Here is a 14,342-nt window from a genome sequence, read left to right as displayed (position 1 = left end):
GATAAATAATCAATATTTAGAAATATGAAGATAGATCAATAAAATATCAATAACAAGGATTTGAAATATATATCTAACAATATTTCAACCTTTAAACACCAGTTTTACCACTTATAGACACAAACATATTATTTTTATCTAAGAAATGCTATTTAAAAAGCAAAAAAAAGCCGTCTTATTAAAGACGGCTTTTTGTAGAAAAAATTAATTTTATTCAATAATAGGCTGAACATCCAAGCCATAGCCAAAGCTTACAGCAAGGACAAGCACCACTGAAGCGGCTAATAATAACTTACCAATCAAAGGCAAACAGAACCTAAACCAGTGTGTATAAGGCACACCAGCCATGCCTAGAATACCCATCAATACTGCATTAGTTGGTATAATCATATTCGAGAACCCGTCACCAAACTGGTACGCTAGCACGGCAACCTGACGTGGTACACCGACCAAATCACCCACTGGCACCATTAGCGGCATGGTCACATATGCTTGTCCAGAACCTGAAGGTATAAACGTATTCAGGAAAGTTTGAATAATCAACATTCCTACAGCCGATATTTCTGCAGCTACGTGAGACAATGGTGACGAAAGGCTATATACCAACGTGTGTAGAATTTGACCATCTTCTAATATAAGTGCAATACCACGTGCTACACCGATTAAAACAGCAGTGGTAACAAGATCTGATACACCATCGATAAAGCGCTCAGCAGTCTCATCAGCAGATAATTTTCCAATGACAGCAATCACAATACCCCAAGCAACAAATAAACCACCTAGTTCATATAAATACCAGCCTTTGGTTGCAATACCCCATACCGCGATACACAAAGTAACAATAAAGCTGAATAAAACAGCTTGGTGACGACTATTAAGTTTAGGATAATTTGGTTTCGCTTGTCCTTCTAGTGGACAAGGCACACCAATCATCATTGATTTACTAGGATCGTTTGAGACTTTTTTTGCGTAGCTCCACACATGGTGAAAGCCGATCAAAACAAATGGAATAAAAATAGCGAGTCTTAGTTCAATACCAGAATATACTGGGATATCTGCGATTTGTTGAGCAATAAGAACAGTAAATGGGTTAAACGCTGAAACACCATAACCGATACCATAACCTGCTACGATCATGCCTACAGCCGTCATTGCGTCTAATCTCATTGCCTTACAGAGCGCAACTAAGATCAGTACAAATGGGATATATTCACCAGCAGTACCAATTGTGCTTGATGCCAGAGCAAAACAAAACACAACCATAAATATAAGGCGTTGTGGCTTTGTACCATGCTTTTCCAGTAAGCGACCAATCAACGCATCAACTGTACCTGTTGCACGAGCAATGCTCAGTACACCACCTACGATTAATACGAAGAAGATAACATCTTGAGCTTGAGCAAATGCTTTTGGAATTGCAGTTAGCAGATCCCATGGAGTAAGGTATTGTTTTTGCTCTACGAGCTGATAAGTACCAGCGACAACCATCTGCCTGCCGCTTTCGGTCACGCTTGTTTCAAAAAAGCCCTGAGGTACCACCCATGTGGCTAACAGGGCAACCACCATCATGCCGAGCAACAGCACGAGTGTGTGTGGCACTTTCAAAGTTTGTCCCATTTACTACTCCAAATCAATAATATTACAATTTGGCGCGCATCTTACCCACATTTAAGACAAAGATCATTGTCTAAGCTAAAAGTTTGTAAATGATTAGCTATTTTATGAACAAAAAGCCCTTTATGCCGCTTCAAGATAGCAACTTCTGTTTCTTCCCATCTTTTTAGCTTGATAAAGAGCCTTATCAGCCATTTCGATTGTTTTATCAATTCGCATAGAGTTATTTGGCCACTGAGATACGCCGATAGAGACTGTCACTCTGACCCCATCAGGCATGCTGTGATTCGAGATTAATTTTCTCAGCCTTTCAGCCGTTACCATTGCCTGGGAAATCGATTGGTTTGGCATAAAAATTAAAAACTCCTCGCCGCCTATCCGACTGCAAAAATCATCAGTTCTCGCATTTTGAATCATTAACTTCGCCAGTTCTTTGAGTACTTTATCACCGGTACTGTGTCCATGACTGTCATTGATTGATTTAAAATGGTCAATATCAATCGCCAATACTGAAAATCCGACTTTAGCGTTGATTGCATTTTTAAGCCATAGATCCAATGAAAGCCTATTGTGTAAAGAAGTGAGTTTATCTGTTTTTCGGTCAGCATCTAGTGATTTAATTACCTGTCGGACCGCACGGTGGCTTTGCAGTAAAGCAAATTTTAAATTCGCAACCTCGTAATACCAGGCGTTCACTCCAGAGCCAGATAGACTCTGATTTTCAACGGTAATTAGTTGTTTTGCCAATAAAGTCAGTGGCCTAGCAATTAGAACACCAACCACAAAAACCCACCCTAAAAGCACAACGGTAAAAGGTATGCTTGAGTAAACAACGGATTTATGTGTAATTGCGAGTTGATTTAAAATTGAAATAAGTGGTCTTTGACTTACAACTCCCCACCCTGTCATTGGGATTGTCGCAAAGCCAGCGAGCATCTGTATATCATTGCTATTGGTTAGCTCCATTGCACCTGTTTGCCCAGCCAAAACATTATCAACAACAATGTTATTAGATACCTGCTCTCCAATTCTTTTTGGATCTGGGTGATACAAAATACGTCTCTTTTTATCCACGACATATGAATATGAGTCATCTGCGTAATGATGTTTCCCAAGTAAACGATTCAGGATCGTATCACCGTGGAGATAAATGCCCCCGGCAACAAAACCCAAATATTGACCTTGGCTATCAATAAGCGGATATGTTGGGCTGATCATCAAATTGCCAGCAGGAGAGACAAAGGGATCAAGGACAATGGGTTTTTGTGACATCACTTTATCTAGTTGCTGTGAAGAGATTGACTCACCTAACACTGGTAATTCAGGCCTCACTGCGATAATTTTACCTGCGCGGTTCACCACAACGAGAGAGTCAAAGCTATTCGTTTGTGACAACAAGCGCTCTAATTCGGCGTTAACCAATACTGTGTCATCAATATGCTCGACAATATGGAATGCACTGACATTTAATTGACTGTTCACTGACTGTAAGAAAAGTTGTGTAACCTCTGCAAGTTTTGTTGCATAAGTCTGATTAGCATGCAAAGTATCTTGGATAAACGCTTGTCTATGCACTTGGTAACTGGCAAAAAGTGTATTTAATAGAGACAATACGACACCACACGTTGCCAAAGCCAATATGAGTTTTTTTAAATCGATTCTAAAAATGTGCTTTAACACATCCAGTAAATTTGTTTTAGCCATATAAGGTCATGTGTTTTCCCTGCTCTACCTATATTTTAAAACCCTAATTCAGGTAAAAAATTAACCTAGGTCAAGAACCATCATATTAGTACGACTTTAAGATTAATCCTTTAGTTCGAGTGAGTTAATGACACAATAAAGACGGTTAAAATCAATTCCTGTTGATTACAGTTACTTAGCAATTTTGGCGTAATAAAACGTTCCAAAAGCATGGTTTGTGTACTTGTTTCACTTTATAATGCCGTCTTAATTTTAGTTTAGGGTTTTTTAATGGGTAAAAAGAGTAAAACTAATCCCTTAGTGACACACTTCACCATTGCTGCTGTTGCACTTGCTTTTTTGTGGTTAATGACGGAAGACAAGGACGTATTAGTACTCGGCAATTCTTTGGTATTGGTGTATGTTGTATATGCACTTGCTTCCAGATTTGTTGCTGCTAAGAAAAAAAGTAAGCACTCTTCGAAATAACGCCGAAAAGGAAGCCTACAAAAATAACAAGGAAATATATGAAACAACTCTGCGTCTTCCCCTTCGTTTTTCTTACCGCATGTTCGCTCACTAAACCAATAGACCCATCTGTGCATCAACAATGCGAGCAAACGTTATACCAATATCCAGAGATAAGGGACAAAGGCACCACTGAGCAGTACGTCAGTTTATTTACCGAAAACGCCACGTTTAATGTAGAAAAATTAAATATATCCTTAGTTGGTCATCAAGCACTAGCAGCAAGATTTGAATCGGCAAAAAAGCAAAAGAAATCAATTCACCTTATGACCAGTAGTCGAATTTTTTTAGATGAAAATGCACGTATTAGGGCTAATTCCAATTTTATCTTGTACCAAAAAAATAAAAATAATGAAGGTGAAACAACCGTGATAGCTGGTCGCTATCTCGATGACTTAATAGTGACGGATAGCACCTGTAAATTCAGCCACCGTGAAGTCATCGTTGATAGAGTTGACACGCTTTAACGACCTGTTTTTTTCACATTACTTCTAAAATAGCAATTTTGGGCTACATTCTATTAAGCTATTGGATCGCACAATCAACATTAGCTGGAAGCGAACATGGGTATTAAACAGTAATTACAAGGAATTGGCAGGTTGGTTGATGCAATAGCAAAACCGTTTTAATAACCTTGTAGGCATTGCTATGAACATGTATAAACCATTCCAAGGATTATGCTTGGGTTTGGCCTTATTATCGTTGTCTGGCTGTTTAGACAACGACGATGACGATCCAGTCACTAATCCTGTCGATCAAAGTACAACAGTCACTGTTACCCCATCACTAGGTTTGATAAAAAATGCTGACGTCCAATTACTCACACTGGCAAATAAACAAGTGGTTGAAGGAGCAACAGGCTCAACCGGTGATGATGGTACGGCCACCATTACCGTACCCAGTGGCACAACGGGTCCTTTCATTATTGAAGTAAAACCAACCAGCGAGTCTGAGTATTTCGACGAATCAAAAGGCCAATTTTTGCCGTTACCATCTACAACGACATTACGTGCGGTCATGGCATCACTGCAAAACCAAGTAGGTGTCACCACCTTAACTGAAATAGCTGCTAATTCGATCATCTCAGCAAATGTGGTCGATGCTACGTCAGTGAATGCAGTCAACGAGCAAATAAAAAACGCCCTTGCACCCGCGCTTGATTCTATTTTACAAGCACCACAACTTGTGTCAGAAAACGTTGCAGGCTCAATTAATAATGACCAAGCTGGCATATACGCAACAACACTTGCTGGCCTTGCCAAACTAGGATCCAGCCAAGACAATCCCGCAATTGCAATTTTAAACAGTTTAAAGGCTGATTTTCTAGATAATGTGCTAGATGGAAAGGTAGGCGATCAAGTCTTCGAAAATCCGGTATATAACGCAGAAACTTTTGTATCTGATTTATCAAGCCAAATTAGCGCCTATGCCAATAGCTTTGGTGTAGAGGCCTTGTCAGCAGATGTGAATGGCATATTCTCTCTTGATGACATTAAAAAAACTTTAGAAGGTCTTGAAGAAATATTAAAAGATCTGAACTTAGATGACATATCTTTCGACTTTATCCCCGGGGGCCTCATACCTGGCGGTGATGACGATGATGATGATGACCAAGGTAGCGATGACATTGTACCAACTTTAACCATCACAGGCACATCGACTACCGCAGGTATTTCAGTTAACTTGCCTGAGATTAAACTCGAAAATATTCCAGCACCAAACCCTGAAGACCTAGGTGAGATTGAGAAAGAAATCAAAACCCAAATCGAGTCTCAAGGCATTACTGTGTCTAACTTTTCATTTCAGCTAGTCAGCGCAGATGAAAGTAAGTTAGTTGTCAGTGTGCAGTACACCATTTCTACGCAAGGCGTCACCTCAACCTCGGACCTTACTTATACTTGGACACCTGGTTATTCAGGTGACAGCGATGATGATTCTGATGATAGCAGTGACATGCTGCCTGATGCTCTAAAAGGCAAGTCTTTTTCACTGACCTTTGCCATGAGTGCCAGTGGTTCATCATATAGCGACGGCCAAGTTGTACAATTTACATTCTCAAGTTCAGGTGCCCTATTTATTGATCCTAACCCAGAGGCCAATGACGGCTCCGAGATTCAAATTAATGAATTTGAAAAGGTCGGATCTGAGTATATATATAACGATGAAGCGAATGGCTTTAAGTATGCAGTTGCTGTTCTTAACGATAAATTCCATGAAGTAAATTTGAGTACATCAGAAAGTACTTTCTTAGGACAGTTTACAGAAAAATCAACCGACGGTGCAGTCGAGAACCTTGAGTTGGTAACCGCGTTCGCGAACACCTATACAGTCACTGGTGATGGACATAGCGAGGCACTGTGATTATTGAATCAAACGGCACAGTTGACTTTGATACCGGCGTGAGTTTCGATGCTTCTATGATTATGAGTATTGCTGATAGAAGAAACATAGAAAATGAGCCTAGAATTCAAATTAGCTATGGTGCTGATGATGATGGTCAAGTTATTCAGCTGTTCCTCAACACAGATTTACAGTCTATTAAGATGATACAGTATCGATATAGAACTGAAAATATTGATGTCACGACGACCGTTGTCTCTGTCACTGGAGGAAGTGGCGGTTAAACTATCTTTGCTTGCAAAAAGGCCTTATGGCCTTTTTGCGCTCACCACCTGAACTAATAAAGAATGCAACTAGAATTAAGCAATCGTGTTTTTTCTCTGCGTATCATGTAAAGTCCGCTCCACTCGCTCGTTGTTCGTAAAATTTCCATATTGTTAAGAGTGGTTTAAATATTGATACTTAATCAATCACCGATGGGATTACTTAACCAAAAATACAGGTATGTGTGGAGACAACAAAAACGTAATTTCTCATTTTCGTTTATTTCAATTTTCAACTACGATTGTTGTGTAGTCATTTTTATTAAATCACAAGCCATTGTTATTATGTATAAAAATTATCCTAACCGCCTTTTTTCGATATATTGTTACACTTATCCGTACACTTTTGTCAAGACGCGAAAGTGTCAATTGTCTGAAATATATTTGCGGTGAAAAATCTATTTCTGTGATACATTCGTATATTGAAAAACACACTCTGGGTTTGATGACATGAAGTGAGTAGGTTCCAGTTTGGGTGCAGAACCTAAACACACTTTTTGTGTGGTTTTAACCACTTCAAGTTATGATAAATTGTAAACTTTTCCGCGGTTAGAGCTATGGCAATAGCCGCTAAATATTTTGGTGTCGAGTATTATTTATGTCGTATTCTACGTTTAACAGAAAACATAATGACCAACTAAAAGAGCCAATGTTCTTTGGCCAATCTGTTAATGTATCTCGCTATGATCAGCAGAAATATCCAATATTTGAGAAGCTAATTGAAAAACAACTTTCTTTCTTTTGGCGTCCAGAAGAAGTCGATGTAAGTAAAGATAGATTAGACTTTCAAGCCTTACCTGAGCACGAAAAACACATCTTCTTAAGTAACTTAAAATATCAAACGTTACTTGATAGTGTTCAAGGTCGCTCACCTAATGTAGCGTTATTACCAATAGTGTCAATCCCCGAGCTTGAAACTTGGATTGAAACATGGGCATTTAGTGAAACGATTCACAGTCGTTCATACACGCACATTATTAGAAACGTGACTAAGCAGCCAGAAGTGATCTTTGACGATATCGTAGAAAACGAAAAGATCAGTGAACGCGCGGACTCGGTTACCAAATACTATGATGAGCTGATCGAGAAAGTATCTATCTACAATATGTATGGCGAAGGTAAACACCAAATAAACGGTGAAACAGTTCACATTAACTTGTTTGAGCTTAAAAAGTTGCTTTACCTTTGCATCATGTCTGTCAACATTCTTGAAGCAATCCGATTTTATGTCAGCTTCGCCTGCTCATTTGCATTTGCTGAGCGCGAACTGATGGAAGGTAATGCTAAAATCATCAAGCTAATTGCTCGTGACGAAGCACTTCATTTATCTGGTACTCAGCACATCCTTAATATTATGCAAGAAGGTAAAGACGACCCAGAAATGTCAATCGTTGCTGCACAATGTGAGCAAGAAGCAATCAAGATGTTTGTTGAGGCCGCTGAGCAAGAAAAAGAATGGGCAGAATATTTATTTAAAGACGGTTCAATGATCGGCTTGAACAAAGATATTTTATGTCAATACGTCGAATACATCACAAATGTGCGTATGACTGCTGTTGGTCTACCAGCTCAATTTGAGAGCAAGAGCAACCCAATTCCTTGGATCAACGCTTGGTTAGTATCTGATAACGTTCAGGTTGCGCCACAAGAAGCAGAGATCAGTTCATATCTAGTAGGTCAAATCGATGCTGAAGTCAGTGCTTCAGACTTTGGTGATTTCGACCTGTAATGGAAGAAAAGCCAGAACTGAAGATTTCAATTGAAGACCATGATGAGCCGCTTAAATTTTCGGCTCAGTCACCTTCTCTACTATGTACTTTAGAGCAAAACAATATCGAAATTCCCTATCAATGCCGTGAAGGTTACTGCGGTGCGTGCAGAGCTAAACTTATTGATGGGCAAGTTGCTTACAATCAGGAGCCTTTGGCATTTGTAAGAGATGGAGAAGTTTTGCTGTGCTGCTCTCAACCAATTACGGATGTTGTGATTAAATTAACTTAAACGAACAACATCACTTTGGAAATAATCGTCGCCATTACTGATGCTGATGGCGCCATCTTCAATAATCACATCCCAATGCAAGCTACGTGTTAATGCTTCCACTAACTCGTCAACAAAACGTGATTCAATCGCAAAAATTTTTAGGTTATGAAAAGCAACAAGATGGGGCTTTAACTCGTCGAACCATTGCTCGTTATGGGTGTTAAAAATAATGAGTTTACTGTAAAGACGCGCGTACTTCTGTAGTTCACTCAAATCTGGACTTGCCACAAAAAGCGCGTTTTCTATTTCGCCATTGTCGAGCTCGTGCCAAACATCTGGGTGGTGCTTTTCTCTGCTATTTAACCAACGAACCTCATTTTTATATGACAAAGCACAGTAAGCGATCAGCTTGAGTACAAAATGCTGCAGCGTCTCCGCCTTTTGAAGCGCAGCTGTAAAAGTCTCAAGATGATTAGCTTGATGAAATAAATCAGCAATTTTCAATCTTACTTTGAAGACAAATGGCCCTGTCATCGTTGCGCCCTATAAACACTTTATTATTTTAAATATAGGAACAGACAATCATAATTCAAATATAAAGTGATAGTATAACATCATTGTTTTATGTGTTTTGCAGTGTTATATTATTACACGTTCACAATCACATACAGAAAAGAAGTATAATGTTTAAACAATCTTTGATTTCTCTGAGTGTCAGCGCAGTAATGCTGTCAACGTCAGCTTATGCTGGTGAGTTAAGCGGTAAAGTAGTTGATAACAACAACCTCCCTATTAGCAACGCGAATGTACACCTACATGGTAAGTCTCAAACCATCAAAACAGATGACAATGGTAACTTTACTATTGCGGTAGATGCAGCGTCTGAGCTTCACGTTTCCAAAAACAACTTTATCGATCAACGTTTAGACGTAAACCCTGATTCTCCTTTTGTAACTGTTACACTTACACCAAGCTCTATTGAAAGCATTGTTGTATATGCTTCAGCGCTTCACAAAAGTAACATGGAAATGGCATCTCCTGTCACAGTTGTCAGTGGTGATAAATTAAAGAATTCAGCAAAACCAACTCTTGGCGAGACATTAAAAGACTTACCTGGTATCAATGCGAGCTACTTTGGTCCAGTATCTTCAAGCCCAATTATCCGTGGCCTAGATGGCCCTCGTGTTAAAATCACACAAAATGGCTTGGACAGCAGTGACGCTTCTCGCATCGGCCCTGACCATGCAAACACCAACGACGCATTAAGCGCTGAACAAATTGAAGTACTTCGTGGCCCAGCTACCCTACTGTACGGCTCTGGTGCAATCGGCGGTGTTGTAAACGTTGTTGATAACCGTATTCCAACAGATGTAGTGGAAGCGCCTCAAGGTGCTGTTGATTACAGCCATGATACAAATTCAAATACCAATACAGTTGCTGCACTATTTGAAGCCGGCCATAACGGTTTCAACTTCCACTTTGATGGCGTTAAGCGCAAAGGCGGTGACTATGAAACTCCTAGCTTTAAATTACCTGGTGATCATGATGAACACCACAAAGACGAGCATGATCATGACCATGAAGAACATGGCCATGACGAGCATGAAGGTGAGGAGCACGCAGCTGAGTACGCAGAAAAAGTAGATAATACGTTCATCGATTCTGAAGTATTTAACATTGGCACAAGCTATGTCACAGACCATATGACAGTAGGCTTCTCGTACGGTAGCATCGAGACTGATTATGGTATCCCTGCACACAGCCATGATCACGGGCACGACCACGATGAACATGATCATGATGAGCACGGTCACGACGAGCACGACCATGATGAGCATGATCACGACGATCATGGTGACGAAGGTGCACACGATCATGAAGAAGAGAACCACAACGTATTTGCACGCGTAAAGCAAGACCGCTGGCAGGCATTGTTTAACTACTCATTGCACAACAACTGGTTAGAGTCTATCCAGATCCGTGCTGGTTACACAGACTATGAGCACGCAGAAATCGAAGCTGGTATGGTTGGCACAGTATTCAAAAACGAAACAACTGAGCTAAGAACAAACTTTGAACACCGTATCGGTGAGTGGCACGGTATTTTTGGCTACCACTACTCTGACAGTGATTATGAAGCACAAGGTGCAGAAGCATTTACCCCAGCAACTAACACCACGACACATGCTTTCTATGTATTAGAAGAGCGTGAGTTTGGCGACTTTACGTTAGAGTTAGGCGCTCGAGTTGAAAATTACGAGCTATCTAGCCGTATCACTGAAACGCATATTGGACATGAAGAAGACCACGATGAGCATGATCACGAAGAACACGATCATGACCACGGACACGAAGAGGCTTTAGTAAAAACCACTCAAATTACTGACTACACGCTTGATATGACCAATGTGAGTGCATCGGTTGGTGGTGTTTATACTTACGCACCAGGCCATAACGTCGCTGTTAGCCTATCGCGTTCGGAACGTGCACCGCTAACTGCAGAGCTGTTATCTAACGGCTTGCATATCGCAACAAGCACTTATGAGTTAGGCCTTGGTTACCATATCGAAGGCACTGAAATTCATTTTGAGCCAACTGATATTGAGAAAGAAACTGCAACGAATTTAGATGTTAGCTTCCGTCGCTTCATCGGTGACTTCGGCTACACAGTGAACTTCTTCTACAATGACATTGCTGATTTCTACTATCAGGAAAAAACAAATTACTTCTTTACCTCTGAGCATGGTTTAGAAGTTGCTGATCACGAGCATGAAGGTGCACGCGATGTATACCAGTTTGTTAGCCAAGATGCTGAGCTATACGGTTTAGAGTTTGATGTCCACTATCAGATTAATGACTTTAATCGTGTGAAAGTATTTGGTGATCACTTACGTGCTAAGCTAGATAATGGTCAAAATCTTCCACGCATTCCTAGCAATAAACTAGGTGTAAGCTACGGCTATGAGAAAGGCCCATTCTCAGCGGATATGACAATTACTCGTTATTTAGAGCAAGACAAGATCACATCATACGAGACTGAAACGAAAGGTTACACACTTGTAAATGCTAGCATGAGCTACGACTTTGCTGTTAAAGGTATCGACATGGTCGGTTACCTTAACCTAGAAAACTTGACTGACGAGCTAGGCTTCGTGCATAGCTCATTCATCAAGGATCAAGCGCCTCTGCCTGGGCGCAATGTTAAGCTTGGTATCAGAGCTTACTTCTAACCAGTTCCTTTCTTTTATAGAGACCCAAAATGCTGTCCTTCGGGGCAGCATTTTTATTTTAAGTGCTTTCCTTTTCTTTGGTGTCACTACCCTTTTTTTCATAAACCTGAGCTATCTTGCCCATACCAGCAACACGCGTTCTTGGATTTATTTGCGTTGGCCGCCCCAACAATAAGTTATTAGGGTAAATCACAACTTCTCTATCTTCAGTGATAAACTGAGTATTAAAAACGCCAATGTCTGCAATATAGCCTTCGATGTAATTATCACCGTCAATCACTCGTATAAAGTTGCCACGTCTGTATGCACTGTGAAATAACAATACAAAATATGCCGTGATATTACTAAGTACAGACCAATTAGCGAATAACGCGACACCTGTCACAGTTAAAATTGAGGTAGAAACCAACATCATACCGCTGATGTCTACACCCCAAACCACCAGCAACACCGCAGCGACCACTATGCCACTTAAAAATCGGACGGTTAAATAGGCTTTTTTCAGAGCGTCGTTTTTGAATCCACCTTCATCAACGCTTTTATCAATTTTTGGAAACAACTGTCTCGTCAGAACTATGTAACACAGTACGACAATGGCCGACCAAAATATGGGAACGCCTTGTTGTTGTACCCAAAGTATTGCTGTATCAACGATAGCGCTGTCTGTCATTTTTTACTCTCTTTTATCAGTAATTTATGAATTTCATCTACTTTTTGGTTAAGCCGCATGATCTCAAGCTCTGACTTTAAGTTAACTTCATAACTTTTGCTAAACGCCAGTCTATCTTTTGATGTTTGCCTATTCTGCGACATCATAATGATCGGTGCCTGAATTGCTGCAAGCGTCGATAACACGAGATTCAGCAAAATAAAAGGATATGGGTCAAATGCTTCTTCCTGTGTCAACCACACCGTATTTAGCACTACCCAAAATACCATAATCGACACAAATATAATGATAAAACGCCAAGAACCGCCAAATTCAGCCACTTTATCAGCCATGCGTTGACCAAACGTCAGTTCATCATGAAAGCTCTCATTGATATTTGCGACAATCACTTCTTGTGAAGAAATACTGTCGACAACACTTTTTTCAACAGGGCCTAACTCATCGCCTTCAGTGCCTAGAGACGCTTTTGCAAATGTTTCAATTTTGTCACTTTTCATAATTACACCTCGCTAGACATAACAAATGTTTGTGAGACATCAACATAAAATAAACCGCTTAACGCTTGCCGACCTAACAACATCAGATATGTCATATCGGCCCTATTGGTCAACGTTACTTCTATATCCCATTCAAAATCACCCAGCTGGGCACGCGTCTTAATCACATAGCGCTGCTCACTCATGCCATTTGATGACTTTACCTTTCTTACATCATGAAGCGGCGCACTACATCGAATCACTTTATCTACATTGTGAATCTCTGGATGAATATCAAACTCAACGCCGGGCTTGCCTTGTACTGACACTTGCTTGATATTATCAACATGCAGTGATGAGGTTTGCGCGCCAGTATCTACTCTAACGGGCAAAGATGAAATACCAAACTCGGGTAAGTTAATCGCCTCAATATGCCCAATAATCATTTTATCTTTCATAATAACTGCTCACTTGATTCTGTATTGACAACTAACTCTTGCTCAACATGTTCTATCTTTTTCGATACCTGCTGACTAGGCCCTGAAAAAAACGCAATATGAAACATCGCTTCACCTTCTTGTACCAATGGAATATTTTGTTTTCCAATGATCACGCCATCTTTCAACGCGATGACTTGCCCTAAAGTCTTACCATAATGATTGCCAATATCGGCTAGGACATCGCCCATTTTTACCTGATCGCCAAGGTTGAAATAATTGGCCACAATCCCACTGGCACTGGCTCTAATCCAACTACTGTTATCAGCAATAAAGCTCGTCGTTTTCTTGGCTCTTGTTCCCCTAGAGGGCATCATTTTCAAGTAGCGCAACACATTCACAATACCTTTTATACCCATGCGTATAGAGAGCTCATCAAACCGTAAAGCTTCACCAGCCTCATAAACGAGCACTCTGGTATCACATATTGCAGCAGCTTCACGAAGCGACCCTTCCAAAATTTCCGAATTTAGCACCACTGGAGCACCAAACGACTTAGCCAACTCAAGCGTTACCTCATCCGCTAAATTGGCCCGTATTTGCGGCAGATTTGATCTATGGATCGCCCCTGTATGCAAATCAATCCCGTAGTCACAATGCGCCACGACTTCTTTTAAGAGCGTATTGGCTAGCCTTGCCGCCAATGAACCTTTATCAGAACCAGGAAAGCTACGATTGAGATCTCTCCTGTCAGGCATATACCTTGACTGATTTACCACCCCATATACATTCACAATTGGTACCGCTATTAACGTCCCTTTTGTTATTTTGAAGTTTTTTAGCGTAAGTAATCGTCGGATGATCTCAACGCCATTCAACTCATCACCATGTACTGCTGCACTGACAAACACTGTCGGTCCCGGTTTTTTGGCTCTCACAATGTGCACAGGTAAATGAACATCAGCATCTGTATAGAGTTTCGCAACGGGTATATCAACCTGACACGTTTGACCCAGCAAGATGTCTTTACCACCAATGGTTATTACTGACATACGCTT

At 40.5% G+C, this 14,342-nt stretch carries 14 protein-coding genes; 7 read left to right on the top strand and 7 right to left on the bottom strand.

Features of this window, described 5'->3' with window-relative positions:
* Window positions 1–210: 210 nt before the first annotated feature.
* Both JF50_RS14135 and JF50_RS14130 read right to left on the bottom strand, forming a co-directional pair.
* On the bottom strand, window positions 211–1,617 hold the full coding sequence (locus JF50_RS14135; RefSeq protein WP_039610064.1) for a YfcC family protein: 1,407 nt from the start codon (window positions 1,615–1,617) through the stop codon (window positions 211–213).
* Between the two features lie 120 nt (window positions 1,618–1,737).
* The gene (locus tag JF50_RS14130) at window positions 1,738–3,318 is read right to left on the bottom strand and encodes a sensor domain-containing diguanylate cyclase (RefSeq protein WP_039610063.1); all 1,581 of its coding nucleotides are present in this window, start codon (window positions 3,316–3,318) and stop codon (window positions 1,738–1,740) included.
* A gap of 270 nt (window positions 3,319–3,588) precedes the next feature.
* On the opposite strand from JF50_RS14130, the gene JF50_RS14125 reads away from it, so the two are divergent.
* The 6 genes from JF50_RS14125 to yfaE all read left to right on the top strand — a co-directional run bounded on the left by JF50_RS14125 (window position 3,589) and on the right by yfaE (window position 8,489).
* Window positions 3,589–3,786: a hypothetical protein gene (locus JF50_RS14125; RefSeq protein ID WP_039610062.1), complete on the top strand. Its 198-nt coding sequence runs from the start codon at window positions 3,589–3,591 to the stop codon at window positions 3,784–3,786.
* A gap of 38 nt (window positions 3,787–3,824) precedes the next feature.
* On the top strand, window positions 3,825–4,292 hold the full coding sequence (locus JF50_RS14120) for a nuclear transport factor 2 family protein (protein WP_039610061.1): 468 nt from the start codon (window positions 3,825–3,827) through the stop codon (window positions 4,290–4,292).
* Between the two features lie 181 nt (window positions 4,293–4,473).
* Window positions 4,474–6,186, top strand: a complete 1,713-nt coding sequence (locus tag JF50_RS14115; RefSeq protein WP_039610060.1) for a hypothetical protein — start codon at window positions 4,474–4,476, stop codon at window positions 6,184–6,186.
* Complete coding sequence (locus tag JF50_RS14110) at window positions 6,183–6,449, top strand: hypothetical protein (RefSeq protein ID WP_039610059.1); 267 nt, start codon at window positions 6,183–6,185, stop codon at window positions 6,447–6,449. The genes JF50_RS14115 and JF50_RS14110 overlap by 4 nt, the downstream gene beginning before the upstream one ends.
* A 637-nt stretch (window positions 6,450–7,086) precedes the next feature.
* A complete protein-coding gene (gene nrdB / locus JF50_RS14105) occupies window positions 7,087–8,217 on the top strand; it encodes a class Ia ribonucleoside-diphosphate reductase subunit beta (RefSeq protein ID WP_039610058.1) in 1,131 nt (376 codons plus the stop codon).
* Window positions 8,217–8,489: a class I ribonucleotide reductase maintenance protein YfaE gene (yfaE, locus tag JF50_RS14100; RefSeq protein WP_039610057.1), complete on the top strand. Its 273-nt coding sequence runs from the start codon at window positions 8,217–8,219 to the stop codon at window positions 8,487–8,489. The genes nrdB and yfaE overlap by 1 nt, the downstream gene beginning before the upstream one ends.
* Here yfaE and JF50_RS14095 read toward each other — a convergent pair.
* Window positions 8,481–9,005 (bottom strand): YaeQ family protein, encoded by a 525-nt coding sequence (locus JF50_RS14095; protein ID WP_039610056.1) that lies wholly within the window; start codon window positions 9,003–9,005, stop codon window positions 8,481–8,483. The genes yfaE and JF50_RS14095 overlap by 9 nt on opposite strands.
* A gap of 149 nt (window positions 9,006–9,154) precedes the next feature.
* Here JF50_RS14095 and JF50_RS14090 point away from each other — a divergent pair, with 149 nt between their 5' ends.
* A complete protein-coding gene (locus JF50_RS14090) occupies window positions 9,155–11,701 on the top strand; it encodes a TonB-dependent receptor (RefSeq protein WP_039610055.1) in 2,547 nt (848 codons plus the stop codon).
* A 58-nt stretch (window positions 11,702–11,759) separates the two neighbouring features.
* On the opposite strand, the gene JF50_RS14085 is transcribed toward JF50_RS14090, so the two are convergent.
* The 4 genes from JF50_RS14085 to JF50_RS14070 are packed head-to-tail and all read right to left on the bottom strand — an operon-like array spanning window position 11,760 to window position 14,336.
* Entirely contained in the window at window positions 11,760–12,371 is a 612-nt protein-coding gene (locus tag JF50_RS14085; RefSeq protein ID WP_039610054.1) for a mechanosensitive ion channel domain-containing protein, read from the bottom strand.
* Complete coding sequence (locus tag JF50_RS14080) at window positions 12,368–12,868, bottom strand: DUF1003 domain-containing protein (RefSeq protein ID WP_039610053.1); 501 nt, start codon at window positions 12,866–12,868, stop codon at window positions 12,368–12,370. The genes JF50_RS14085 and JF50_RS14080 overlap by 4 nt, the downstream gene beginning before the upstream one ends.
* Window positions 12,869–12,870: 2 nt before the next feature.
* On the bottom strand, window positions 12,871–13,305 hold the full coding sequence (locus tag JF50_RS14075) for an ATP-dependent zinc protease (protein ID WP_039610052.1): 435 nt from the start codon (window positions 13,303–13,305) through the stop codon (window positions 12,871–12,873).
* Entirely contained in the window at window positions 13,302–14,336 is a 1,035-nt protein-coding gene (locus JF50_RS14070) for a succinylglutamate desuccinylase/aspartoacylase family protein (protein ID WP_039610051.1), read from the bottom strand. Before JF50_RS14070 ends, JF50_RS14075 begins: the two co-directional genes overlap by 4 nt.
* Window positions 14,337–14,342 lie beyond the last annotated feature (6 nt).

Origin of the sequence: Pseudoalteromonas luteoviolacea, from assembly GCF_000814765.1 — a bacterium.
Taxonomy (GTDB): Bacteria; Pseudomonadota; Gammaproteobacteria; order Enterobacterales; family Alteromonadaceae; genus Pseudoalteromonas; species Pseudoalteromonas luteoviolacea_H.
The sequence above is the reverse complement of the archived record's forward strand: the minus strand, read 5'-3'. Positions and strand labels throughout refer to the sequence as shown.